We start from the raw sequence: 22,040 nt of genomic DNA on the forward strand, positions 1-22,040 counted from the left end.
CCAAGAGACCACAGCAAGCAAGAAGGTTACACCTAGGGCACTCATTTATCGAGCGGCATCTTGAGAGCACCATCCCCATTCATTGCGCCTCGAGCCCTGGCGACATCACTGCCTCTGCTGCCGAGGTGCCCCCACACGCGACGAGGACGACCTGTCCGAGCTTCGGAACGGGCTCCTGTGGCTATCATTCAATAAGAGCAAGGAAGGTCAGCGTGGGGTCAGAGTCTGATCTCTGAGCCTTGCAATCAAAGTCTGCTTGTCGGCAACAAACCGACTATTGTCGTTCCCGAGTTGTGCGTAGCGCCCCGGCCATGCCAAAGCCTCTATGCGCCGGCGGCCATTCGTCGACGCGGCTTTTCAACCGACGTTGGACTTTGGCAGCACGCGCTTGGCGCCTCGATTCGGGCCGCGTTAGCTCCACGCACGAAATGGCCTTACGACGCGCAAGTCCCAGAGTGCCACGCCCGTCGCGGCCACGACAGCCATGCACAGCAGCCACTTGGAGACCGGCTCCATCGCACCCTCGATCTGTAGCGCGTGGGTTACGGTTGCCATAACGACGATCGCCGCCAGGCCGTTGTGGACCAGCCGCCAGGCCGAAGGGCGCAGCCCCAGCCGACGGCGGGAGAGCACCAGGATCGCCGTGGCCACGACACCCCACATTGCCGTGACGCCGTAGACCGAGAAAGGAGTCGGCGAGACCAGTAGGAGTGCATCGGTAGTGTCCTCCGGGCTGGCCAGGTAGAGCCCGCTCACATGGAGCACCACTGCCACAATGATTGCGACGCCGAGCCAGCGGTGCCAGCGCCGTCCGGCCCGCCCCTCCGATCCGGCGAAGTAGCCCGCGGGGAGGAGCGGTTGGAGAAAGAGGAGCGACAGGCAAATGATGCCGGCGAAGCCGCCCACGATGTAGGGCATGTTGCGGGACGCGAGGTACGGGCTGAAGGCCGCGACCGCGACCGGCACGATCATGACTGCGGCCGCACTGCCCCAGGCAAGAACAGCCGAAAACCGACGCCTGTCGATCGACTCCATCAGGGCTGAGCCGGCGATCAAGCAGGGGCGAGGACGAAATCGGCGGACACGGACGTGTCCCGCGCGCTCGGCATGACGGGACGCAGGAAGACTGTCTGGAATGCCCCGTCGTCATAGGCCAGGTGGGCGTGCGGCTGTCCGAAGTTCGGGACGATTTGCGCCATCTCGAGTTCGAACGTGCCGTCGGCGCGGGTGAGGACACTCCCATGGTTGACCGGATCGGGCTCGCCCCCGAGAACCGTTGCGGCCCAGATCTGGATGCGCAATCCTTTCAGCGGAGCGCCGTCGCCGGCCCGCAGAACCTTGCCCCGCACCAGGAACCCGGAGCCAAGCCGTTCCACAAGGGGTGCGTTTGGCCGGTAGTTGTTGGCGCCCCCGCGCATGGTCGGGGTCGGAGCAAACCCGGTCGCAGCCGCAGCAGAGGCAACGAGGCCCAGGGGCCTGGAAAGAAGCGCCGTCCCGGCGAGGCCGGCCGTCGCTGCGAGAATGGAGCGACGGCTGAGGATCTCATAAGTCATGTCGCATCTCCGTGGAGGAGTAGTTGTATGCACTGAGAGGGCCTAGAAAAAACCGTGCACGCAGCGTGAGCCACCGAGTGTGGTGCAGCAAGCCATCGCCTGACCCGATAGAGGTAGCGCCGCCTGTGCTCGTGGTCCATGGCGGCAGCCGACTGATCAAGCGTAAGTGATGGAAGCCTCATCCGGGCCCGCGCCCCTTTTACGTAACGGGGACGGACCAGGCAGACGCCCACTACCGCGCGTTTGTAGGGGATGAGCTTTGCGCGGGGGCTGGTGCAGTCAGCCGTGGTATCGACCCATCAGAATCGGGGTTGCCAAGGTCCGGAGCGGGTCACGAGCAGGAGATCGGCGCATGGAAAGGGACGCCCAGCTTACGTCGGTAAGCTGACGAAGACCTTAGGGGAAATGCTCAGTCTGGTTTTGTCGGCAGAACGGCCAAGGTTCATTGCAGGGGCTTCGCTTCAGGAGCACTGCAATGCAAAACAGTATCGCTGACCATACTTGCCGAACCACCGCACCATGGAATCGGGGCAAGCTGATTGGACCCAAGCCGCCTCTGAATGCCAAAGAGATCTGGTCCATTCGGGTCAGGCTTCAGGTTGCTCAGCGCACCCGGGATTTGGCTCTGTCCAATTTAGCCCTCGACAGCAAGCTGCGAGCCTGCGACCTCGTCGCGCTCCGGGTCGACGATGTAGCTCTCAATGGGCGGGTGCGATCCCGAGCCACCATCATGCAGAGGAAGACCGGCCGGCCTGTTCAGTTCGAGATCACAGAGCAGACCCGCGAGGCTGTGGCGCACTGGCTGGAGAAGAAGGATCTGCACAAGGGCGAGCCACTCCTTCCGAGTCGGATTGATCGACAAAGGCCCATGACAACGCGTCAGTACGCTCGCCTGCTGGCATCTTGGCTTCGCGCGATTGGGCTGGATCCCTTGGCCTACGGCACACATTCACTACGGCGTACCAAAGCCTCGATGATCTATCGAAGAACCGGCAATCTCCGGGCGGTCTAGCTCCTGCTGGGTCACACCAAGATCGAGAGCACTGTTCGGTATCTTGGAATTGAGGTCGACGATGCTCTTCTGATTGCGGAGGAGGTTGAGATCCAACCGCCTGAGGCGGCTCCCCGACGAGCCGCCTCAGAGCCTATTGCCAATTAGGGAGCCAAGGTCCGGCCTTGAGGCTTAAGCAGCCCAACCGACCGGCGCGTGCCATTTGGAGACCTTCTCCTCGATACGGCCAATTCCCCACCTGAGGGACGGTGGCGTAAGCCATCTATCTGGGTCAGGAAGCGGGATCCTAAATCTGGCCCGAGCCGAGCGCGGATTTTTCAATTCTGGTCGTTAAGGTGAGGATGGCGTCGCGGGCCGCGGTTGGACTTGCCAGCGCGGACACCTTCAATCTTCGAAGGTTGCGATTATCCGATGGCCGCGACAGCGACGGCTGCGGCCATTGAGAGCATGCCGATCGCCTGCACAAAAAACAATGCGAACCGAACCGAGGCGGCGACATCGGAGGGAGCCCAAGCGAGGTGTACTGTTGTCTGACAGATCCTCGCGACCAGAATGACTCCGGCAAGCAGGTCAAGGAAGCGATTGTCCGCACCAGTGAGAACTCGACCATCGGTAAACACCGACGGTTCCGAAGAGCACCAGCAGCGTCCAGACAGCAAAGCGGAGGAGCGCCCATTGCGGGACCGTCATTGAACTCCTCCGCACCCAGGTAGGCTGTGACCGCCAGTCGAAGGTCGGCCATCTCGACAACGCCCTCGATGCCGCGGTGGTGGATCGATGGACCGTAGTTGACATGAAGCGGGACTGGAAGACTATCTTCCCGCCCAGCCTTAGGAGCCGTACGGCAGGATCACGCCCGGGAGGCACGCAATGACGGTTGCTCGCCCCACTGTCTTTTGGATCACAATCGCCATCATCGCTTTGGTGCTGCTGGTGCTGCTGCACGAGATCCTGCTGCCGTTCGCAGTCGGCATGGCGCTCGCCTACCTGCTCGTCCCCGTCGTCGACAGGCTGGAGCGGATCGGAATCAATCGCGGACTGGCCGCCCTGGTCCTCATCCTGGTGCTGGCGGTCGGCTTCGTCGGTCTGCTGCTGGTGATGCTCCCGGCGCTGGGCGGGGAGCTGCGGTTCTTCCTTGACGAGTTTCCCCGCTATGTCACGCGGGTCCAGTCGCTGGCCGCCGACATGGGCCGGCCTTGGCTGCACAGGGTCATGGGCCAGGAAGTCCGAATCGAGGAATCCGTCACCCACACGGTGGAGGCCGCGGGCAGTGCCTGGATCGATGATCTCGTCCGCTCGGCCTGGTCGGGCGGGAAAGCCTTGCTCTCCCTCCTCTCGCTGCTGGTCGTGGTTCCGATCGTCAGCATTTATCTTCTGACAGATTGGGACGGGATGATCGCGACGATCGACGGCTGGTTGCCGGCTCAGCACCGCGAGGACGTCCGTACCGTCGGGCGGGAGATCCATGACACGGTGGCTGGCTTCGTGCGCGGGCAGATCGTCATCTGCCTGATCCTGGCGGTGTTCTACGCAGGAGCTCTGAGGCTGACCGGGCTCAACCATGCCATCCTGATTGGCCTCACGGCCGGCCTGATCAGCTTTGTCCCTTATCTGGGGCTCGGCGTCGGCGTCGTCGTTGCGGCGTGCGTCGCGATCGCCCAGTTCTGGCCCAACTGGACTCCCCTGGCTGTCGTGGCCGGTATCTTCCTGCTCGGTGAAACGATCGCTGACTATGTCCTGTCGCCGCGGATCATTGGTAGTCGCGTCAAGCTCAACCCGGTGTGGCTGATGTTCGCGCTGTTCGCGTTTGGGTATCTGTTCGGCTTCGCAGGCTTGCTCATTGCCATTCCGCTGGCCGCATCGCTTGGCGTCATCCTGCGGTTTTCCATGAGGAAAGCGCTGGCCGGCCCTGACCTGGACGCCGCGGCGGTGCCATCCGCACCAGGCGCCTTCCCTCCAAAGCCGGTGGGGCTTAGACGAGGTGAGATCCGGCAGTCGCCTGAGTAGCTCTCCGCCTCGGGTGCATCGCAACCCAGTAATTGCCCTCAGGAATGGACTGCCAGAGGTGTTAGGGAAAAGTCCTATCACCAGGTCAGCCGGCCGTGCAGCCAGGAACCAGGAACGACGGCTTAGAGACCGCTAATTTCCGACAAGCGCGTTTACGGAACCCGGTAAGGATACCCCGGTCTTTCGACCGGGGCGATTTGAGCGCTCTGCTAACGGAGGTGGCTCCGCAGCGTCGGCTGGCGCCACTACTTCAAATGAAGAATGGCCGGACGCTCTGACACTTTCGGCGCACTAGCGCCGATGTCCGATGCGTTCTTCCCGATCCAGTCCTTGGCCTTTCGGACGCTATCATCAGTGCCGGCCTTGTCCTGACAGACCGTGACGGTGATGCCGCCATCGCCGGTGCGGACCAGGGAATAACTGACAAATCCCTTGACCGACCGGATCAGGCTTTCGACATCCGACTTGCGCTCCTCCAGCAGATCAAAAAGCTCCTTGGCTCCTGAACCGGAGTAGGCTCTGATTACAGCGTGCATGGGTCTTTCCTCCGTTACCACCACGTGGTTCCGGGGCGCTTTCCGAAGGCGCTCAAGAAATCCGCGAGAGGGGCGTCGTCGCGGATGATCCAGCTTACGCCTTATCGCAACTGAATACCAAATCCGGCCCCCTAGGCTCGTCCTGGTCCGGGTGTGCGAGGGCGAGCGCAGGAGTTCCGATAAGGCGCAGTATAAACTCACATTTCAGTCGCGCTGCGTGACTGGACCGAACATTGGCGCAGCAAGGATTGCTTCCAGATGAAGCACCGTCTCGCCAGTGTTGCGGAAGCCATGTCGCTGGCCTGCCGGCACGATCACGGACTGCCCGGCCAGCACGGTGGTGCGCTCCTCACCGACCCAGATCTCGGCGCAGCCATCGAGCACGGTTAGTACCTCTTCCACGCCGTGCAGATGAGCGGGTGCGCCGCAGCCGGGATCGCACCATTGCTCGAAGACACTCAGTTGCGCAGCAGCGGTCAGGGCCGAGATGCGCACGCGAGTAAGCACGCCTGGCCGCCACCGCTCCTGCTCCTGTTCCGCATGATCGACGACTCGCATTGCGTTCCTCCCGGAACAGCTCTCGCTATCCTACTCTCTACCGGGGAGTAGGTCTCGCGCGACTGAAGCCCGTTGTGTAAATCCCATAAACGCGACCGCGAATATTCGCAGGACTAGCCCGGGCCGGCGAAGAACACCCCCAGCATTTGCCGCGAAATACGATCCCGCGAAAGCCCGCTAGGCGGTGCGAATAGTCACTCCGACGCATTGACAACTCGGCGAGATAATCGCCGTGGCATGGTTTCGGATCAGCACTTTGCCCCGCAGTTCGCCCAGCCTTTCGTGGAGATCCGTCCGGCTCGCGAAATGCGTGCGGAATTGCTCGATGACCCGCTCGCGGTCGCCAGGGCGCTCCGGTTCCGGGAGCCTATGCGGATTGCTCACCGGACTTGTCCGACAGCGCTGCCGCAACCCCGGAACCCTGAAAGATTGGCCGAAGCTATGCGATGCCGGCGTACGCTCGATCTCTTCAGGCAATCCGTGGAGACCGCAGCAAGAGACGACGGCCGAGCCGCAGCCGCTGATGTGGTTGAACCCCGTGGGACCACCGTGCTGCCGTCAGCCTAAAGCCATTGCTTCTGGCGGAAGCGCCAGTACAGCCAGCCACATACCACGATGACGATTGTCAGCACCAAGGCGTAGCCGTACCGCCAGTGCAACTCGGGCATAACGTCGAAGTTCATGCCGTAGAGCCCGGCCACTGCCGTCGGCACTGCCAGGATCGCCGCCCAGGCTGCGAGCTTGCGGGTGATCTCGGTCTGCTGCGCCTGTCCGCTCATTAGGCTGGTCTCGAACGCGAACGCCAGCACCTCACGCAGCGACTCGATCTCCTCCTGGACCCTGCGAATGTGGTCAGAGACGTCGCGAAAGAGCGGGGACATGGAAGCATCGATCCCCGGCAGCCCTGGTTGTTCAAGACGGCGGCAAACCTCCACCAGCGGCATTGCGCAAGCGCAGGAGATCCCGGCGGAGCTGATACAGACGTCGTACAAGGGACTGGGTGGAGGTTTCCGCGAGAATGCTGTCCTCGATCTCCTCTACCTCCTCCTGGATGGCTTGGATCACGGGCATGTAGTTGTCAACGATGAAGTCGAGAATGGCATAGAGGATGAAATCCTCGCCGTCCGAGAGCGCTGCCGGCGCGGCCTCGCAGCGCTCCCGCACCGGAGTGTAGGTCGTGGAAGCACCATGGCGGACAGACACCACATAGCCGCGCCCGAGGAACAGGTGGGTCTCGCCGAAGGCGATGCGTCCATCGAACATCTGAGCCGTGCGAGCGACGACAAACAATGCCTCGCCATATTGTTCGAGTTTTGGCCGCTGATGTGCCTTGAGCGCATCCTCAATGGCCAGATCGTGCAAGCCGAACTCGCGTTGAAGCTGACGCAGGAGATCAAGGCTGGGTTCGTGCAAGCCGATCCAGACCATGTGCCCGGGTTTGCGCGACCACTCCCCGGCCTTCTCAATCGGGATCTCAGCCACGCGCTGACCCGCCACATACGCGGCTGAGGCGACCACGCCAGGTGTGACTTCCGGATGGATGGAGACAAGCTTGAGTGGGTTCGCCATTTTCACATAACGCGCAGCGTCGGCGTTCAGTGCCAGAGCAGAGAGTTCCGGTTGATGCAGAAGCCTTTGCTTGCGGCGCGTCAGGATAGCTGCCCCTCTGTGGAAGGTCCGCACCGGGTCACTATGCGAAGTAGAGAGTTCACATTGAACGTCCGCTCACCGACCCTGACCTGACCGACGCGGTACTTCCGAGATTGCCAGGAGCGGACATACGACTGCATTGTCACACGCTATGATAGACTGGAGCGCAACTTCCTCTCAGCCGTCGCCCTCGTCGCAACCCGTTGCTTTTCGGAGCATTTGATTGAGTCGTTGCTCCAATATAGGGCACGAGATCGCATTCCGTGGCTATCCGGTGGCCATTCACGCGCTTGACCGCACTTCGAATGGAGGGGCCAGTTAGAAAGAAGCGAAAGTTTTCAATGAGATAAGTGGCGCGCCGGACAGGATGAAACTGGGCACCGCTATGTCATTGTGGGACCTATATAATTCTGAAGAGACTATGGGCCGGCGCGCTCAATTCGCACCGTAACGGGGCCCGGGCGATCAAAAATCGAGACGTCGCCAGTAACCTGCCCGAGCACGATGATGCCCGGCGAAGGGACGCTGCCGCCGCGATAATAGATTACAAAATGATTGGAGCTCCAAAGCCCCAACGTGCCGACGGAGAAGTCGCGTTGCCGCGTCAGCTCGGGCAAGGCGACCGGCAGATTACCCGTCTTTTCCTGACGGAGATGATCGCTCATCTCAACAGAGAGCGGGAGCATCCCGGCGAGAGCCTTCGCGGCTTCATTGTCGGCAAGGTCGGCGGTGACCTCGCCCCAGTCTGAAGAGATGCGAATGCGATCTTGAGCCATGGCGGGACCAATCATTCCAAAAGTGAGAACAGCGGCGGTAAGCAAGGCTTTCATTCGGATCGTCCTCCCGACAATGCCGATGGAGCCTGTTTCCGAAGGCACAGGCCCCATCAGGCATCCTTATGAGCCAAGATGCTGAGCGAAGAAGGTGGTCATCTTGTCGAACGGGATGACGTCCACGCGGTCGTACAGATCGACGTGGCTGGCACCGGGGATGATCATGAGTTCCTTAGGCTCCGCCGCAGCCGCGTAGGCGGTTTCGCTGAAATATCGCGAGTGCGCCTTTTCGCCGTGAATTAGCAGGACCGGGCGCGGTGAAATCTCCTTGATGTAGGTCAGGAGCGGCATGTTCATGAACGACAGCGGCGTGGTCTGCGACCAGGAGTTCCCTGAGTTGACCGCGCGCGCATGATAGCCGCGCGGGGTCCTGTAATAGTCGTGGTAGTCGACCAGGAACTGCGCTTCACCGCCTTTCAGCTCGTTGTAAGGCGGCTGGTATGCCGGGGTTCCCCCTTCCGCATCTGCCCAACGCTGGCGGCTCAATTGCTCCAGCGTTTGCGTGCGTTGTTCAAGGGTCACGCTGTCGTTGTAGCCTTTGGACATGACGCGCGTCATGTCATACATCGTGGTGACCACGACGGCCTTGACGCGCTTGTCCACGGCGACAGCATTCAAAGCCATGCCGCCCCAGCCGCAAATACCGATAACGCCGATCCGCTCGCGGTCGACCGAAGCGTGCAGGCCGAGATAGTCAATGGCGGCGCTGAAATCCTCGGTGTTGATATCCGGCGATGCGACATTGCGGGGCTCGCCGCCGCTTTCCCCGGTATAGGACGGATCGAAAGCCAGGGTGACGAAACCGCGTTCCGCCATGGTCTGCGCATAGAGTCCCGAAGACTGCTCTTTCACAGCGCCAAACGGTCCGCCGATGGCAAGGGCCGCAAAGGGCTGGCCCCCGCGATTCTTGGGAATGTAAAGGTCAGCCGCCAGGGTTATCCCGTAGCGGTTCTTGAACGTGACCTTCTGATGATCGACTTTGTCGCTTTTCTGAAAGGTCTTGTCCCAGTCCTGAGTGAGTTGCATGGTATTTCCCGAATTAGAATTTGCTGTCGTTTGAGCCGCGGCATGGCTTGCCCATAGTGCGAGGCAGCCAACGATTGCCGTCTGGACGAATTGCCGGCGTGAATGTCTGTTTGTTGTTCGATTGCTTGCCTTCAGGATGTTCTGCATCGTCTTTCCTTGTCTTTTGGTGGTGAAGGGATTTCAACTGATGTTGCTCAGCGCCCGTATTGCTTTTCGTTAAACTGATTTTTTCCGTGTTTATTGTCGCGTCTTGCGTTGATCGCGGCCGCGATGGCGAAGAGCGCCGATCCGAGCAGCAGGAAGGCGGCCAGTGCGAAGGTGCTGGCCCAGCCTGCCCTGTCAAAAAGGATGCCACCGGCAGCAGCGCCGATTGTGATCGCAAGCTGGATGGTAGCGACCTGTAGGCCGCCGCCCGCCTCGGCATCGTCGCTGAGAGCGCGGCTCAGCCATGTGCCCCAGGCGACGGGCGCAGCCGTTCCAACGAATCCCCAGACGAAGAGAAGAATGCCCACCGGCAGAGGCGTCGTCCCGAACGCCATCAGCAGGCCCGCGATGGCCGCCATCACGACGGGAATGACAATGACGATGGCGTAAAGGCGGGACCGCAGTACCAGCCCGACACACCAGGTGCCGGCGACGCCTGCGAGCCCCATGAGCAGGAGAACCAGCGAGAGCGCGGGGACAGAGGACCCGGCGACCTGCTCGAGGAAGGGCCGCAGATAGGTGAAAAGAGCAAACTGGCCCATGAACAGCAGCAGGATGGACGCCATGCCCAACGCCACCTGCGGCCGCAGGAGCAGGCTGAAGACATTGCCGCTGAGCACCTCGCGGCGCGGGGCCGCCAGCGTTGGCAGTGTCAAGCGCTGGGCGACCAACGCGAATAGAGCGAGGGGAATGACGAGGAAGAAGGCGCCGCGCCAGCCGATGATGTCACCCAGATAACTGCCGAGCGGCGCCGCTATGGTCGCCGCTATGGCATTGCCGGCATTCAGCATCGCCAGCCCGCGCGGAACGTCGGCGACGGGCAGAAGCCTCATCACGACGGCTGTCGACATCGACCAGAACCCGCCGATGGCGACGCCGAGTAGCGCGCGTCCCAACATCAGCGCGGCGTAATTCGGAGCGAAGGCGACAAGAGCGCCTGAGATGATCAGCATCCACGAGAAACCGTCCAGCACCAGCTTCCGGTCGATGCCCCGCGTCAGGCGGGCGATCGTCAGGCTCGTGATGACGGCGAACAGTCCAGAGATGGAGATCGCCTGGCCGGCCTGCCCTTCCGTGAGCCCGAGATCGCCCGCGATGGGCGTCAGCAGGCTCACCGGCATAAATTCTGACGCGATGAGGACCGACACGCACAAAGCCATGGAGGCCACAGCGCTCCAGGCGGCGGCGGGCGACATCAATGCTTTGTCGTAAGTCGTATCCATTATCATCCTCTGGGTTCCGAGGCGCCAACGGCCGAGCCGACGCCTCACTCCCAAGAATGTAGCGTGTGGAGGTCAGTTCGATTAGTCGTCGCAATTCGCTTGCATTAATCGACTGGAGCCATAAATCTATAAGGGAGCTAATCGAGAAAATACTATGTCAAATCATAAGTTTAATGATCTTTTGTGGTTTCTGGCTGTCGCCCGGGAACGCAGCTTTACCAAGGCCGCGGCGAAGATCGGCATCGCCCAATCGACACTCAGCCACACGATCAAGCGGTTGGAAGAAGAAATGGGCCTTCGTCTGCTGACGCGGACGACCAGAAATGTCGCTTTGACCGACGCGGGCGAGCGGCTGCGCCAATCACTGGCGCCCCGCATCGATGAAATCGAAGCAGAAATAGCGGACCTGATGGCCCTGCGGGACAAGCCGTCCGGCAGCATCAGGATCACGCTGTCGGACCATGCGCTCGCCAGCGCCGTATGGCCCAAGCTGCGGCCGGTGTTGAAAGATTATCCCGACATCAAAGTCGAGTTCAGCCTCGACTCCGGCTTTCGCAATATCGTCGAGGACGGTTTCGACGCGGGTATCAGGTTGGGTGAGAGCGTGGAGAGGGACATGATCGCGGTGCGCATCGGGCCTGACTGGCGCCTCGTAGCGGTCGCCTCACCCGCCTATCTAGAGCTTCATCAGAAGCCAAAGCATCCCAAGGACCTTGTCCGGCATAACTGCATCAACATGCGTCAGGCCAGGGCGGGCGGGATGTATGCCTGGGAGTTCGCCAAAGGCGGCGAGGATCTTCGTGTCAGGGTGGACGGTCAGCTGACCTTCAACAATTCTTACGCGATGATCGATGCAACCCTCAACGGATATGGCATAGCCTACGTCCCCGAAGATATCGTAGCGGATCACATCAAGACCGGCGACCTCGTAGTGGTTCTCGACGATTGGTCCCCCTTTTTCGACGGCTACTTCATCTACTATCCCAGCAAGCGGCAGAACGCGCCGGCGTTCAAAGTTATCGTCGACGCCCTGCGCCATCGCGACCTTCGCTGAACGGCGCGCACGATTCTGGCGTGCTCGGGCCGAGGGACGCGTGTGGGCAATCCCGGAAAGGTGTTCGACCTCGCCATTCCGCTGGCGGATGTCGCGGAAGGTTACAAGGCAATGGACGAACGCCGGGCCATCACGACAATGCGGCGAGTGCGAATTTAGAAGGCGAATTGGAATGTACATTCCAATTGGGCGCGCCCGACAGGACGAAACCGAGAACTCCTGTGTCGTTGTGGTTTATTGCGAATTTTAGCAGATGCCGGCATTCAGGCCTGATCGGTGCAGGGGGCAGCAGCCAAAGTCCGGACAAGCTTCAGGCTCCCATGGATGATACTTACCCCTAGCACCACGATGGCGAGATGATGAAAGAGCAGTGCCGGGGCCGGCATCTGAAAATCTGAAAAACCTTCGGGAACCCGCATCGACAGCTTCGAGGCGATGTTGACGGCCATCAGGCTGTGGATGCCATAGGCCGCGATGAGTACCGCAACGGCGCGCAGCGCCCATGCCCGCACCGGGTTGCCGGCTCTAAGCCGCAGCCTGATCCGCACCAGCTCCATGATCATCGACCATTGCAGGCCGAGATGAAGCGCGACGACGAGCAGCGCGGCGTAGGCGGCAAAAGTATGCGCCTGACGGGCGGTGACGCTGCTGGCGATCGGCAGGAAGCTGAAAACCGTCTGGGAAATGATGACGCTGGTGACAAGCAATGAGAGCATCGCTGCGAGCAGCGACAGGTTTATGGCTTTGGCGATTGCGCCGCGCGCGTCGCGCCGTCCTTTCGTGATGGTTCCGTACCAGCGGCGGTTGAAGACATTGTGTGTGATCAGCAGCCCGAACATGACGGTGCCGATGACCTCGTGAGCGGCGTTGCCCAGGCCGTTGTAGGCATAGGCGGCCAGCAGCAGGCTGACCGCCAGAAGATCCAGTCCGAGACGAAACAGAAACAGCCTGTTCACGGAAGGTAGGCTCGCATGCGGTCCATCGTGAACATGAAGTCGTTTCTCGCCTGCGACTGGTGACATGACTGGCACCGCTCGGCGATGGCGGCGCGCATGACTTGGCGGTTCGTATCGAACTGCTGGAAATGCCAGTCGCCGGTGCGCATCTCCGCGGAGACTTCAWGGCCCCAGCCGACACCCTTCTCCATGACAAAATAGTCGGTGAGCTTGTTGTTCTGCCAGATGCCCAGCACCAGCTGCGTGCCGGGCGGCAGCGGCTTTCCGGACTTCGCGATTTCCAGTGTCTCGGGGGTCGCGAACGCTTCCTCTTTTGAGGAGCCGCGGTCGTAAACCGCGTAGCGGACGTACTTGTCAAAGTTTGCCGGGAACGTGGCGCGGTTGCTCTGCGCGAAGGCGGCGACGGCCGTCAGGGCCAGGATCACCGGGACAGCAAATGCATGCAGGGATTTGCGGGCGATAGTGGCCTCCGGCAGAGCGTTTCTCGAAATCAGGCGAGCAAGCCCCGGCCTGACCCCTGTCAGGGTCGGAATGGCCGGGGCTCTTGGTCGGGATCAGAGATTGCTCTGGAAGAAAGGCGCGATCTTCTTCGCGGCGGTCGTCGCGCCTTCACCATCATAAAGGTCCATGTGCGTGGCGCCGTCGATGATGAAGAGCTCCTTGGCCTTCGAAGCCGCCTTGGCGTTCAGCTCCTGGCTATGCCATAGCGATCCCGCATCGCTGCCGGCGACGATCAGAAGCGGCTGGGTAATGAAGGTCTCCGCGCCCTCAAAGCCGGTGAACGACGCCAGAGTGCTGACACTCGTCATCAGCATCTTGTTGGTCGAGTTCGGATGCTGGCCACGCGGCGTCAGGTAGTAATCGGCGGCTTCCTGCAGATCGCGCGGTGCCGTCTTGTCGCCGACCTTCGGCACATAGTTCACATACACCGGCGCTGCTCCGGCGGCCTCGGCCGTCCGCTGCTTGGCAACGGCGTCAAGCGTCGCCAGCAGATCGGCTTCGGAGCCCTTGCCGTCCCAGCCCTTGCGCGTGGCTGCGCCCACATCGACCGCGCTCACGGTAGCGACCGCTTTGATGCGGCGCTCCGTCATGGACGCCTTCACCGTGATGCCGCTGCCCGCGCAAACTCCCAGCGCGCCGATGCGCTGCGCATCGACATAGGGAAGCGAGGTCAGATAATCGACGGCGCTATAGATATCGACAACGCGCTTCATCGGATCGTCAACGAAGCGGGGCATGCCGCCGCTCGCACCCTGGTGGGACGCGTCGAAAGCTAATGTGACAAAGCCTTCCGCTGCGAGCTTCTGCGCGTACAGGCCGGCAGCCTGTTCCTTGACGCCGCCGCCCGGGTGCACGACCACGATCGCGGCGTATTTCTGGCCTTCGTTGAAGCCCTTGGGCAGATAGACGTTGCCCGACATGGTGATGTCGTTGTTCTTGAACTCAACGGCTTTCACAGCAACTTCTCCGCTCTGGGCTTTCGTGATCTGCGCGGCAGGAGAAGCAGCCATGGCGACGGTCGACACACCCGCCAGCAGCAGGCTTACAGAAACGATGGAGCTTCTCAGGAGGAGCTTGCGACGGCTCAGGCCGCCAGTGTTCTTGTTCATTGGATGTTCCTTCTTCTATTGGTTTCAAGGTGACAGCAACACGGTCAACGTGGGATCAGACTGTGTAATCGATCGACGCCATGTGATCTTTGCCCATGCGTTCCCCGTGGACGGTGAACCGGGACAAAGACGTGGCGATCTCCTGCATGTCTTCGTCCGTGAGCCGGACGTTCACAGCGCCGAGATTCTCAAGCAGATGAGCTTCGTTGCGGGTACCCGGAATGGGAACCACGTTCGGGCTCATGGCGAGCAGCCAGGCCAGCGCCACCTGGGAGGGGGTTGCGCCTTTCTTCCCCGCGTAGGCTTTTAGCCACTCGATGATCGGCATGTTCTTCGGCCGGTTTTCTGCGGAGAAACGCGGGAAACCGTCGCGGAAATCGTTCTGCGGGTCGAACCGGGTATTCAGGTCGATCTTCCCCGTCAGGAACCCTTGCGCAATCGGGGACCACGGCACGAAACCGATGCCGAGCTCTTCGCAGGTGGCAAGCACGCCGTTGGTTTCGACGTCGCGTGTCCACATCGAGAACTCGGACTGAACGGCGGAAACGGGCTGCACGGCATGGGCGCGCCGGATCGTTTTCGCGCTCGCCTCGGACAGCCCGAAGTGCAGGACCTTGCCTTCCTTTATGAGGTCCTTGATCGTGCCCGCAACATCCTCGATCGGTACGGCCGGATCGACGCGGTGCTGGTAGTAGAGATCGATGCGATCGGTGCGCAGGCGCTTGAGGGACTCTTCCACGACACGCCTGACGCGCTGCGGACGGCTGTCGAGGGCGGCGGTCCCGTCAATCGCAAACCCGAATTTTGTGGCGATCGAGACTTTGTCGCGTATTCCTTGCAGGGCTTCGCCGACCAGCTCTTCGTTGATGTAGGGGCCRTAGACTTCGGCGGTATCGAAGAACGTTACGCCATTCTCGTAGGCTGCGCGGATGGTTTTGAGGCCCTGCTCTTTCGGGGCGGCGGCGCCGTAGTTCGCGCTGATGCTCATGCATCCCGCGCCCAGTTCCGACACCTGAAGAGTGCCAAGTTTGCGTTGTTTCATGTTTTTGTTTCCTTTGCTTTGGACGGGGCTGGTCTCCTGCGCCTGAGCCGTTACCGCTGCCCACAAGGGGCCGGCGGCGGCCGCTGCGCCTAGCAACGCGGTCGACTTCAGAAACTGACGCCGTCCGAAACCAACGCTTTCGCGGCCGGTCGGCATGCCAGTACTGATTTCACAGTCGTTACTACTTGCCATGAGCCTCATCCGTTCTGTTTTAACTGTCTTTATTCGCCAGCTTGCGCTGACTGCATGATCTAATTTAGCACTGGGCCACCTATACAATTAGATGCTATAATCGTCTTGGTCTTATATCCTGGGGTTATGAATGCCGCGCCCGTCTGTGGATGATCTGATTGCCTTTTTGGCCGTGGCGCGGGCCGGGAGCTTCACGCGCGCAGCGGGGCAGCTCGGGGTGTCGCAGCCGGCGCTCAGCAAAACGATCGGGATACTGGAACACCGTCTGGGCGTCCGCCTGCTCACCCGCACGACGCGAAGCGTTTCAACGACAGAAGCGGGCGAAAGGCTGGTTCAGACCATATGCCCTCATTTCGACGGTATCGAAGCGGGGCTGGCAGCCCTCGGCGATCTCAGGGACAAGCCGGCCGGCAGTCTGCGCATCACGTCCGTGGAGCATGCCTCACAGACGATATTGGCACCGGCACTGGCAAAGCTCCTGCCCGGCTATCCGGATATCGCGGTCGAGATCGTCAATGACTACGGCCTTACCGACATTGTAGCCGCTCGCTTCGATGCGGGCATACGCCTTGGCGAGCAGGTAGCGCAGGACATGATCGCGGTGCGCATCGGACCGGACTTCGATCAGTTCGTGGTGGGAAGCCCTTCATACTTCAAGAAGCAGGGCAAACCCGAAACACCGCATGATTTGACGGATCATCACTGCATTGCGCTTCGCTTGCCGACGTCTGGGGGCCTATGGTCGTGGCCGTTCACGCAGGGGGGCCGCGAGCTGAAAGTGCGGCCAGAAGGACAGCTGGCGTTCAACACCATCACGCTGGCGCTCGATACAGCGCTTGCGGGCCTCGGCCTTGCCTACCTGCCTGAGGACGTGGTGCGGGAACATCTCGCGAAAGGCCGGCTGGTGCGGGTTCTGGCCGACTGGTCGGCGCCTATGTCCGGCTATCATTTGTATTATCCGAGCCGCCGCCAGCCGACCCCCGCTTTTACGCTGCTTGTGGATGCCCTGCGCTATCGAGGGCCGGCGGATCAGCGGCCCAGCAAGCCGAGGGGCAAAATTCGCTAGACCGCTTGCAGCACAGCAGGCGCGGCGCGCCCTGTGCACAATCCCTTTTCTGCTTCGTCTGGAGCCATCCGTCGCCTTCACCCTGACAGGCGACGGTGGAAACGGGCGAAGCACGCAAGGCCTGTTTTGGTGGATTAATCCCCGAGCCTTCTTGCGCAAGGGATCGTCACCCACATGGGCCGTGATCTGCGCAGCAGAAGCACGGGGCGCAAGCCTAGAGCCGGGTCCGGCAGGATGCGCCGACTTACGAATCCTGATCGCCTTTCGGCAGCTTGTCTAAATCGATCCCGGCCTCCTCGAGACGCTTGCGCGCGGCCTCGACCACAGCGGCCTCGAACCGCCCTGAATGCCGCAGCACGATCGCCTCCCCTGCGAGCTCCGGCATGCCGCGCTCGATCAGCATGTCAAAGCCGTCAGTGCTTTTGGTGCTGAGGGCCCAGTCCTTCAGCGTCGCGATCTCGCCGACGCGCGCCACTTTCTGCCGTGTGCGGGCAAGTCTTGTCGTCTTGCCCCGCTCTTCGCTCAGGACATGCTCGAACGCGTGCACCGTGCGCCAGAAATCATGCTCGACCGTTCCCGGCAGCTCCTTCGGCAGKATCGCGATGAGGCGCCGGAAGGCTGCATCCTCTAGCTCTTTCTGGTTTTCCTTCCGCGCATTCGTAATCCACTGCTTTAGCTTCCCGGCATCGTCGCACACGGCGACCAAGGCCAGCATCTTCGAATAATCGCGCATTCGTTTCCCCCGTCAGATCAGCAGTTCTTCCACTTCCCGGACGAGCCGCCTTCGGGCATCCGCCGTCAGCCTGTCCAGGTTTTGTAGCTTCCACCGTACAGCGGGCAGTTCCGCTGCCGCCGGCACCCCGAGCAGCGACCAGCTCGTCGATCGTCTCTATGGCTGGCAGGAGGATGTCGAGAGCAACACGGTCGAGGTCCATATCCACCATCTGCGCGACAAGATCGGTCGTGACACGATCGAGACCTTGCGGGGTCTCGGCTACCGTCTCCGGAGTGCCTGACGTGAGCTCGATTCGAACCCGCCTCTTCATCATCCTCATCGCCGCCACGACCCTGATCTGGCTGTTCGCGACCGCCTGGATCTATCTCGACACCAAGCGCCAGCTACAGCATGTGCTCGACACCCGCCTCATGGAGGCGGCCCGCATGGTCGGTTCGCTCGTCACCAGCGGCGAGATCGCGCTGTCGGCCCGCGCCGATCAGGCCCCGGCATCCATTCCCCTCCCCGAGCCAATCCAAGTGGGCTACGAGCGTCAGCTCTCGTGCCAGATCTGGTCGTTCGACGGTCGCCTGATTGGTCGGTCCAGCGGGGCACCTGAAGCCGCATTGTCCAACGAGACCAGTGGCTTTTCGGAACAGGAGGTCGGCGGCGAGCCATGGCGGGTCTACGCGTTCGCCGACCGTGAACGCGGCATCCGCGTGCTGGTCGGCGACCGGCTGGGGCTGCGGGACCGCCTCGTGACGGACCTCATCCGCGGGCTCCTTCTCCCGGCCATCGTCGTGGTCCCGCTGCTCGCCTTTCTGATCTTTGCCAGCGTCGGACGCAGGTTGCGGCCCCTGCGCCGCCTGACGCAGGGCCTTGTGGCGCGCGGCTCAGAGGATCTGAGCCCGGTCAACGTCGGCGATCCGCCCTCGGAGATCCGCCCCGTGGTCGAGGCCCTGAACGGCCTCTTCGGCAAGGTCGCGGCGGAGCGCGAGCATGAGCGCAGCTTCACGGCCTTTGCGGCGCATGAACTCCGCACTCCGCTGGCCGGCCTGCGCACCCAAGTCCAGGTGGCCCTTGCGGCGAGAGATCCGGAGATCCGCGAAGGGGCCCTGCGGCAAACGCTGGTGGCCGTCGACCGCACCAGCCGGCTCGTGCGCCAACTGCTCGCCATGTCCGAGCTCGATTCGGCCATGGACGATGGGGAGGCTCAGGACATCCTCGTCGGCCCGGCCTTGGAAGAGGTCATCGCAAGCCTTGGTGCGGGCAAGACCACGACCCGGGTGGAGATCGACCCCGCGCTTCACCACACGACCATCCGGATGAACCGGGAGCTCTTCCATCTTGCCGTGCGCAACCTGCATGAGAACGCGGTGCAGCACTCGCCGGAGGACGGTCTCGTTCGATGGGTTCTCGACGGCAGCGCGAGCCCGCCGGTGATCGCCGTGGCGGACGAGGGCCCCGGCATCCCCGAGTACGAGATCGGCCTTGTGACCGACCGGTTCTTCCGCGGCCGTCTTCGCAGCGCCGTCGGCAGCGGCCTGGGTCTTGCCATCGTCGACGCGGCGCTCAGACGGGCGAAGGCCTCACTCGTCCTCCGAAACCGCCAGGACCGGTCCGGATTATGGGCCGGCTTCGGCATCAACGAGGCGAAGGGCTGACGATGGCGGGTTGGACTTGTGCCGGCCCTTAAGGCGACCTTAAGCTGAACCTACGATCAGCAGGCCCATGCAAGCTGTCTCAATCGGTCCCTTTGTGATCGCCGGTGATCGCCTCGCGGCCATCAGCGGCATCGTTGCCTTCATGGTCGCAACGTCGATCCTATCCTCCCGCCTGGAGCCCCGTCTCACGCGGTGGTCGACCTGGGCCCTCATCGCGGGCCTGATCGCGGCACGTCTCGGCCACGTGATCGAGAACGCCTCCAGTTTCGCCGCCGAGCCTTGGCGCATCCTCGCGATCTGGCAAGGAGGGTTCTCCTGGCCCTGGGCAGCTGGTTCTATCCTCGCAGTCTCCGTGGCCTTGGTGCGGACGCGCCGTGCCGCTATCGCGGCAGTGATAAGTCTCGCCGTAGCGTTGTTTGCGTGGAACGTCGTGTGGCAATTGACGAACGCCGCCCCTTCGACGCCGATACCCGATGTCGTCCTGGAGAACGCTAAGGGACGCGCCACGTCTCTGACGTCCTTCGGCGGAAAACCCATCGTGCTGAACCTGTGGGCGAGCTGGTGTCCGCCTTGCCGGCGGGAAATGCCGATGATGGCGGAAATGGCCGCGGCGAGATCAGATGTCACGTTCCTGTTTGTGAACCAGGGGGAAAGGCGAGGTCCGATTGAGGCTTACCTTGCAGACCAGCAGCTCACGCTGCCGAACGTGCTCTTCGACCCACGCCAGGAGGTGGCACGCCACTATTCCATGCCAGGTCTGCCGGCGACGCTCTTCATCGGACCCGATGGAAAGCTCCGGTCCGTGCATGTCGGCGAGATCTCGCGCGAAGCCCTGACAGGGGCGGCCACGCGTCTCGTTGCCGAGTCGTCAGTCGCAAAACACACCCCGGCGGGCCAGTACTTCACGAAGCCAAACTTCTCAGTCTACAATGAGTGAAACGACGCGACGGCCACGGGTCCCGCGCGACCGGGGCGTGCGGAGGACAGCCCATGACACCCGAAATCCAGGGGTCGGTTCAACAAACTCACACCCGTGACCGGGACTCCGTGCGCATCAGTCGCCGTGGTTTCCTGGGAGGGGTCAGCCTGATCGGGATCGGCGCCGCCTCTGGGGCCACGGTGTCCTTTTCATCGCACATGTTAGGCACAGTGATATCGTCAGCCCTCGCCCAGGGAGCTCCGGCTTCCGGCGGAGCTCCTCAGCCCCTCGACTATCCCGGCAAGGAAAAGGGGCTCGCTGTTCTGGGAGAAAGGCCCTTGGTGGCTGAGACGCCCGAGCATCTGCTCGACGACGAGACGACACCGATCTCAAAATTCTTCATCCGCAACAATGGTCAGATCCCGGAGCCGGCCACAAACCCGGACGGCTGGAAGCTTGTCGTCGATGGCGAGGTGAACAACCGGCTTGAGCTGACATTGGCCGAGCTGAAGTCCCGCTTCCAGCCCAAGACCTTCCGCATGGTGCTCGAATGCGGCGGCAATGGCCGCTCCTTCTTCCAGCCGCAGGCGAGAGGCAACCAGTGGACCAATGGTGGGGCGGGTTGCGCCGAATGGACTGGCATCCCGCTCGGCGAAGTGCTCCAGGCGGCAGGGCTGAAGGACACCGCGAAATACACCGCTCATTACGGTGCCGACCCGCACCTTTCGGGCGAAACAACGAAGGACCCGCTCTCGCGCGGCATGCCCATCACAAAGGCGATGGAGCCACACAGCATGATCGTCTACGCCATGAACGGCGAGCCGCTGCCCACCATTCATGGKGGGCAGCGGCGGCTGGTCATCCCCGGCTGGCCCGGCTCGCTGTCACACAAGTGGCTGACGCGGATCACGATCCGGGACCGGGAGCATGACGGGCAGGGCATGACCGGCACCTCCTACCGCGTCCCCAATACACCGATGGTGCCGGGCGGCAAGGCTGACGAGAAGGATTTCCGCATTCTCGAATCCATGCCGGTCAGAAGCATCATCACGGGCCCGGCCAACGGTGCGCGCCTGCCGGCCGGCACCCGGGAGGTGGCGCTGCGCGGCGCCGCCTGGGCTGGCGACCTCACGGTGAGCCGGGTCGACGTCTCGGCGGACGCTGGCCAGACCTGGACGCAGGCGGCGATGGCACCCATCCGCAACCGCTATGACTGGAACCGGTGGACGGCAACCGTGAGGCTCCCATCGGATGGCTACTATGAGATCTGGACGCGCGCCACGGATTCGGACGGCAAGATGCAGCCGCCGGTGGCCTACAACTGGAACCCGCAAGGGTATGGCGGGAACGCCATGCACCGTGTGGCGATCCTCGTCGGCTGAGACCGCTATGCCGTACGCGGGCCGATGGCTTTTGGCGCTCTGCTTGAGTGCGTCAATCCCGACCGTGCCGGTGGAGGCTCAGGGGCTAGCACCGGCATTCACGCCGAGGGACGAGCAGATCGAGGACCTGCCGGATGGGCCCGGACGCGACGAGACGTTTGGCATGTGTACGGCATGCCATGGCTACAAGCTGGTCTCGAACCAAGGCATGACCCGCGACAGGTGGGAGGAGACGTTGACCTGGATGACGGAGCGTCACGGCATGCCCGATGTCCAGGGCGCCGACCGGGACCTAATCCTCGACTATCTCGCCTCGCACCACCCGCCGAAGGCACCGGCTCGGGCCGGCGGGTTCAAGAACCCATTCGCGCCGCAGTGAGAGCAAACGCAATCACACTAGAAATCGGAAGCGGCGGTCATCGCGCCATGCCGCTCAGTACTTGTCCAAACCTGCCCCTCCAACCACAGCGACAGCTCGCGCGGTTCCCGCACCTTGGTCCGGTCGGCCGCCGTCGCATCCGGTAGGGGCAATCCGCGCGGATCGAACACACGCGTCTCGGCGCCGAAACGCTGAAGGAAACGTTCCGCCTGGAGGGTCAGAAATCGGCTGTAGGACTGCTCGCGCAATGAGTTGTAGAGGAGCAGGATGCGCGACCTGTGGCTCAAGGGCGCCGTCGGCAGCAGCTTTTCCTGTGTCGGCACATCGGCGCTGCCCGGGTCTGRCACCGTTGTCCCGCCTTCACTCAGATGGCAGCCTCCCGCCGCTGGTCTTGTTCCACGGCGACCTTGAGAAGGGCGGGCTATGTCCACCAGATGACCAGACTTCTCGGGACTGATC

Annotated in this window: 19 protein-coding genes and 5 pseudogenes; 10 read left to right on the plus strand and 14 right to left on the minus strand. The window is 62.2% G+C overall.

Going from position 1 to position 22,040, the window contains the following annotated elements; all coding sequences use genetic code 11:
- Positions 1-411: 411 nt before the first annotated feature.
- Entirely contained in the window at positions 412-1,035 is a 624-nt protein-coding gene (locus AC1DVM_RS08925; RefSeq protein WP_477253810.1) for a ferric reductase-like transmembrane domain-containing protein, read from the minus strand.
- A 17-nt stretch (positions 1,036-1,052) separates the two neighbouring features.
- On the minus strand, positions 1,053-1,553 hold the full coding sequence (locus tag AC1DVM_RS08930; RefSeq protein WP_477253812.1) for a twin-arginine translocation pathway signal: 501 nt from the start codon (positions 1,551-1,553) through the stop codon (positions 1,053-1,055).
- Positions 1,554-2,028: 475 nt separating this feature from the next.
- Here AC1DVM_RS08930 and AC1DVM_RS08935 point away from each other — a divergent pair.
- A pseudogene (locus AC1DVM_RS08935) lies at positions 2,029-2,712 on the plus strand (tyrosine-type recombinase/integrase).
- Positions 2,713-3,435: 723 nt separating this feature from the next.
- Positions 3,436-4,572, plus strand: a complete 1,137-nt coding sequence (locus AC1DVM_RS08940; protein WP_477253814.1) for an AI-2E family transporter — start codon at positions 3,436-3,438, stop codon at positions 4,570-4,572.
- Between the two features lie 245 nt (positions 4,573-4,817).
- Here the strand turns inward: AC1DVM_RS08940 and AC1DVM_RS08945 are convergent, their stop codons facing one another.
- The 6 genes and pseudogenes from AC1DVM_RS08945 to AC1DVM_RS08970 all read right to left on the minus strand — a co-directional run bounded on the left by AC1DVM_RS08945 (position 4,818) and on the right by AC1DVM_RS08970 (position 10,602).
- Positions 4,818-5,108, minus strand: coding sequence for a hypothetical protein (locus AC1DVM_RS08945; RefSeq protein ID WP_477253816.1), 291 nt, complete (start codon positions 5,106-5,108; stop codon positions 4,818-4,820).
- Between the two features lie 204 nt (positions 5,109-5,312).
- Entirely contained in the window at positions 5,313-5,666 is a 354-nt protein-coding gene (locus AC1DVM_RS08950) for a cupin domain-containing protein (RefSeq protein ID WP_477253818.1), read from the minus strand.
- A gap of 563 nt (positions 5,667-6,229) precedes the next feature.
- Positions 6,230-7,235, minus strand: a pseudogene (locus AC1DVM_RS08955) (magnesium and cobalt transport protein CorA).
- Positions 7,236-7,735: 500 nt separating this feature from the next.
- Positions 7,736-8,146 carry a cyclophilin-like fold protein gene (locus tag AC1DVM_RS08960; RefSeq protein WP_477253820.1) on the minus strand — a complete coding sequence of 137 codons (411 nt, stop codon included), beginning with the start codon at positions 8,144-8,146 and terminating at the stop codon, positions 7,736-7,738.
- 66 nt (positions 8,147-8,212) lie between these two features.
- Positions 8,213-9,322, minus strand: coding sequence for an alpha/beta hydrolase (locus tag AC1DVM_RS08965; RefSeq protein WP_477253821.1), 1,110 nt, complete (start codon positions 9,320-9,322; stop codon positions 8,213-8,215).
- 47 nt (positions 9,323-9,369) lie between these two features.
- Entirely contained in the window at positions 9,370-10,602 is a 1,233-nt protein-coding gene (locus AC1DVM_RS08970; RefSeq protein ID WP_477253822.1) for an MFS transporter, read from the minus strand.
- A 154-nt stretch (positions 10,603-10,756) separates the two neighbouring features.
- Between AC1DVM_RS08970 and AC1DVM_RS08975 the strand changes: the two genes are divergently transcribed.
- Together AC1DVM_RS08975 and AC1DVM_RS08980 are read left to right on the plus strand one after the other, a co-directional pair.
- Entirely contained in the window at positions 10,757-11,656 is a 900-nt protein-coding gene (locus tag AC1DVM_RS08975; RefSeq protein ID WP_477253824.1) for a LysR family transcriptional regulator, read from the plus strand.
- A 48-nt stretch (positions 11,657-11,704) separates the two neighbouring features.
- Positions 11,705-11,815: pseudogene (locus tag AC1DVM_RS08980) on the plus strand (IMP dehydrogenase); the annotation flags it as partial.
- A gap of 104 nt (positions 11,816-11,919) precedes the next feature.
- Here the strand turns inward: AC1DVM_RS08980 and AC1DVM_RS08985 are convergent.
- The 4 genes from AC1DVM_RS08985 to AC1DVM_RS09000 form a co-directional block, all read right to left on the minus strand.
- Positions 11,920-12,612, minus strand: coding sequence for a DUF4405 domain-containing protein (locus AC1DVM_RS08985; RefSeq protein WP_477253826.1), 693 nt, complete (start codon positions 12,610-12,612; stop codon positions 11,920-11,922).
- The gene (locus tag AC1DVM_RS08990) at positions 12,609-13,037 is read right to left on the minus strand and encodes a cytochrome P460 family protein (RefSeq protein WP_477253827.1); all 429 of its coding nucleotides are present in this window, start codon (positions 13,035-13,037) and stop codon (positions 12,609-12,611) included. Before AC1DVM_RS08990 ends, AC1DVM_RS08985 begins: the two co-directional genes overlap by 4 nt.
- 129 nt (positions 13,038-13,166) lie before the next feature.
- Positions 13,167-14,222, minus strand: coding sequence for an alpha/beta hydrolase (locus AC1DVM_RS08995; protein WP_477253829.1), 1,056 nt, complete (start codon positions 14,220-14,222; stop codon positions 13,167-13,169).
- Between the two features lie 55 nt (positions 14,223-14,277).
- Positions 14,278-15,264, minus strand: coding sequence for an aldo/keto reductase (locus AC1DVM_RS09000; RefSeq protein ID WP_477253851.1), 987 nt, complete (start codon positions 15,262-15,264; stop codon positions 14,278-14,280).
- Positions 15,265-15,586: 322 nt separating this feature from the next.
- Between AC1DVM_RS09000 and AC1DVM_RS09005 the strand changes: the two genes are divergently transcribed.
- On the plus strand, positions 15,587-16,522 hold the full coding sequence (locus AC1DVM_RS09005; protein WP_477253831.1) for a LysR family transcriptional regulator: 936 nt from the start codon (positions 15,587-15,589) through the stop codon (positions 16,520-16,522).
- 244 nt (positions 16,523-16,766) lie between these two features.
- Here AC1DVM_RS09005 and AC1DVM_RS09010 read toward each other — a convergent pair whose 3' ends face one another.
- Positions 16,767-17,237, minus strand: a complete 471-nt coding sequence (locus tag AC1DVM_RS09010) for a hypothetical protein (RefSeq protein ID WP_477253832.1) — start codon at positions 17,235-17,237, stop codon at positions 16,767-16,769.
- 160 nt (positions 17,238-17,397) lie between these two features.
- Here AC1DVM_RS09010 and AC1DVM_RS09015 point away from each other — a divergent pair.
- The 5 genes and pseudogenes from AC1DVM_RS09015 to AC1DVM_RS09035 form a co-directional block, all read left to right on the plus strand.
- Positions 17,398-17,538 (plus strand): annotated as a pseudogene (locus AC1DVM_RS09015) (winged helix-turn-helix domain-containing protein); the annotation flags it as partial.
- Between the two features lies 1 nt (position 17,539).
- The gene (locus AC1DVM_RS09020) at positions 17,540-18,901 is read left to right on the plus strand and encodes a sensor histidine kinase N-terminal domain-containing protein (RefSeq protein ID WP_477253834.1); all 1,362 of its coding nucleotides are present in this window, start codon (positions 17,540-17,542) and stop codon (positions 18,899-18,901) included.
- Positions 18,902-18,968: 67 nt separating this feature from the next.
- Positions 18,969-19,838, plus strand: a complete 870-nt coding sequence (locus AC1DVM_RS09025) for a prolipoprotein diacylglyceryl transferase family protein (protein WP_477253835.1) — start codon at positions 18,969-18,971, stop codon at positions 19,836-19,838.
- A gap of 323 nt (positions 19,839-20,161) precedes the next feature.
- Positions 20,162-21,202 (plus strand): sulfite oxidase, encoded by a 1,041-nt coding sequence (locus AC1DVM_RS09030; RefSeq protein WP_477253836.1) that lies wholly within the window; start codon positions 20,162-20,164, stop codon positions 21,200-21,202.
- 43 nt (positions 21,203-21,245) lie between these two features.
- On the plus strand, positions 21,246-21,581 hold the full coding sequence (locus AC1DVM_RS09035) for a hypothetical protein (RefSeq protein ID WP_477253838.1): 336 nt from the start codon (positions 21,246-21,248) through the stop codon (positions 21,579-21,581).
- Between the two features lie 35 nt (positions 21,582-21,616).
- Here AC1DVM_RS09035 and AC1DVM_RS09040 read toward each other — a convergent pair.
- Positions 21,617-21,904 (minus strand): annotated as a pseudogene (locus tag AC1DVM_RS09040) (NAD(P)H-dependent oxidoreductase); the annotation flags it as partial.
- Between the last annotated feature and the right edge of the window lie 136 nt (positions 21,905-22,040).

The sequence above is a fragment of the Microvirga sp. P4_A5 genome, assembly GCF_056402495.1.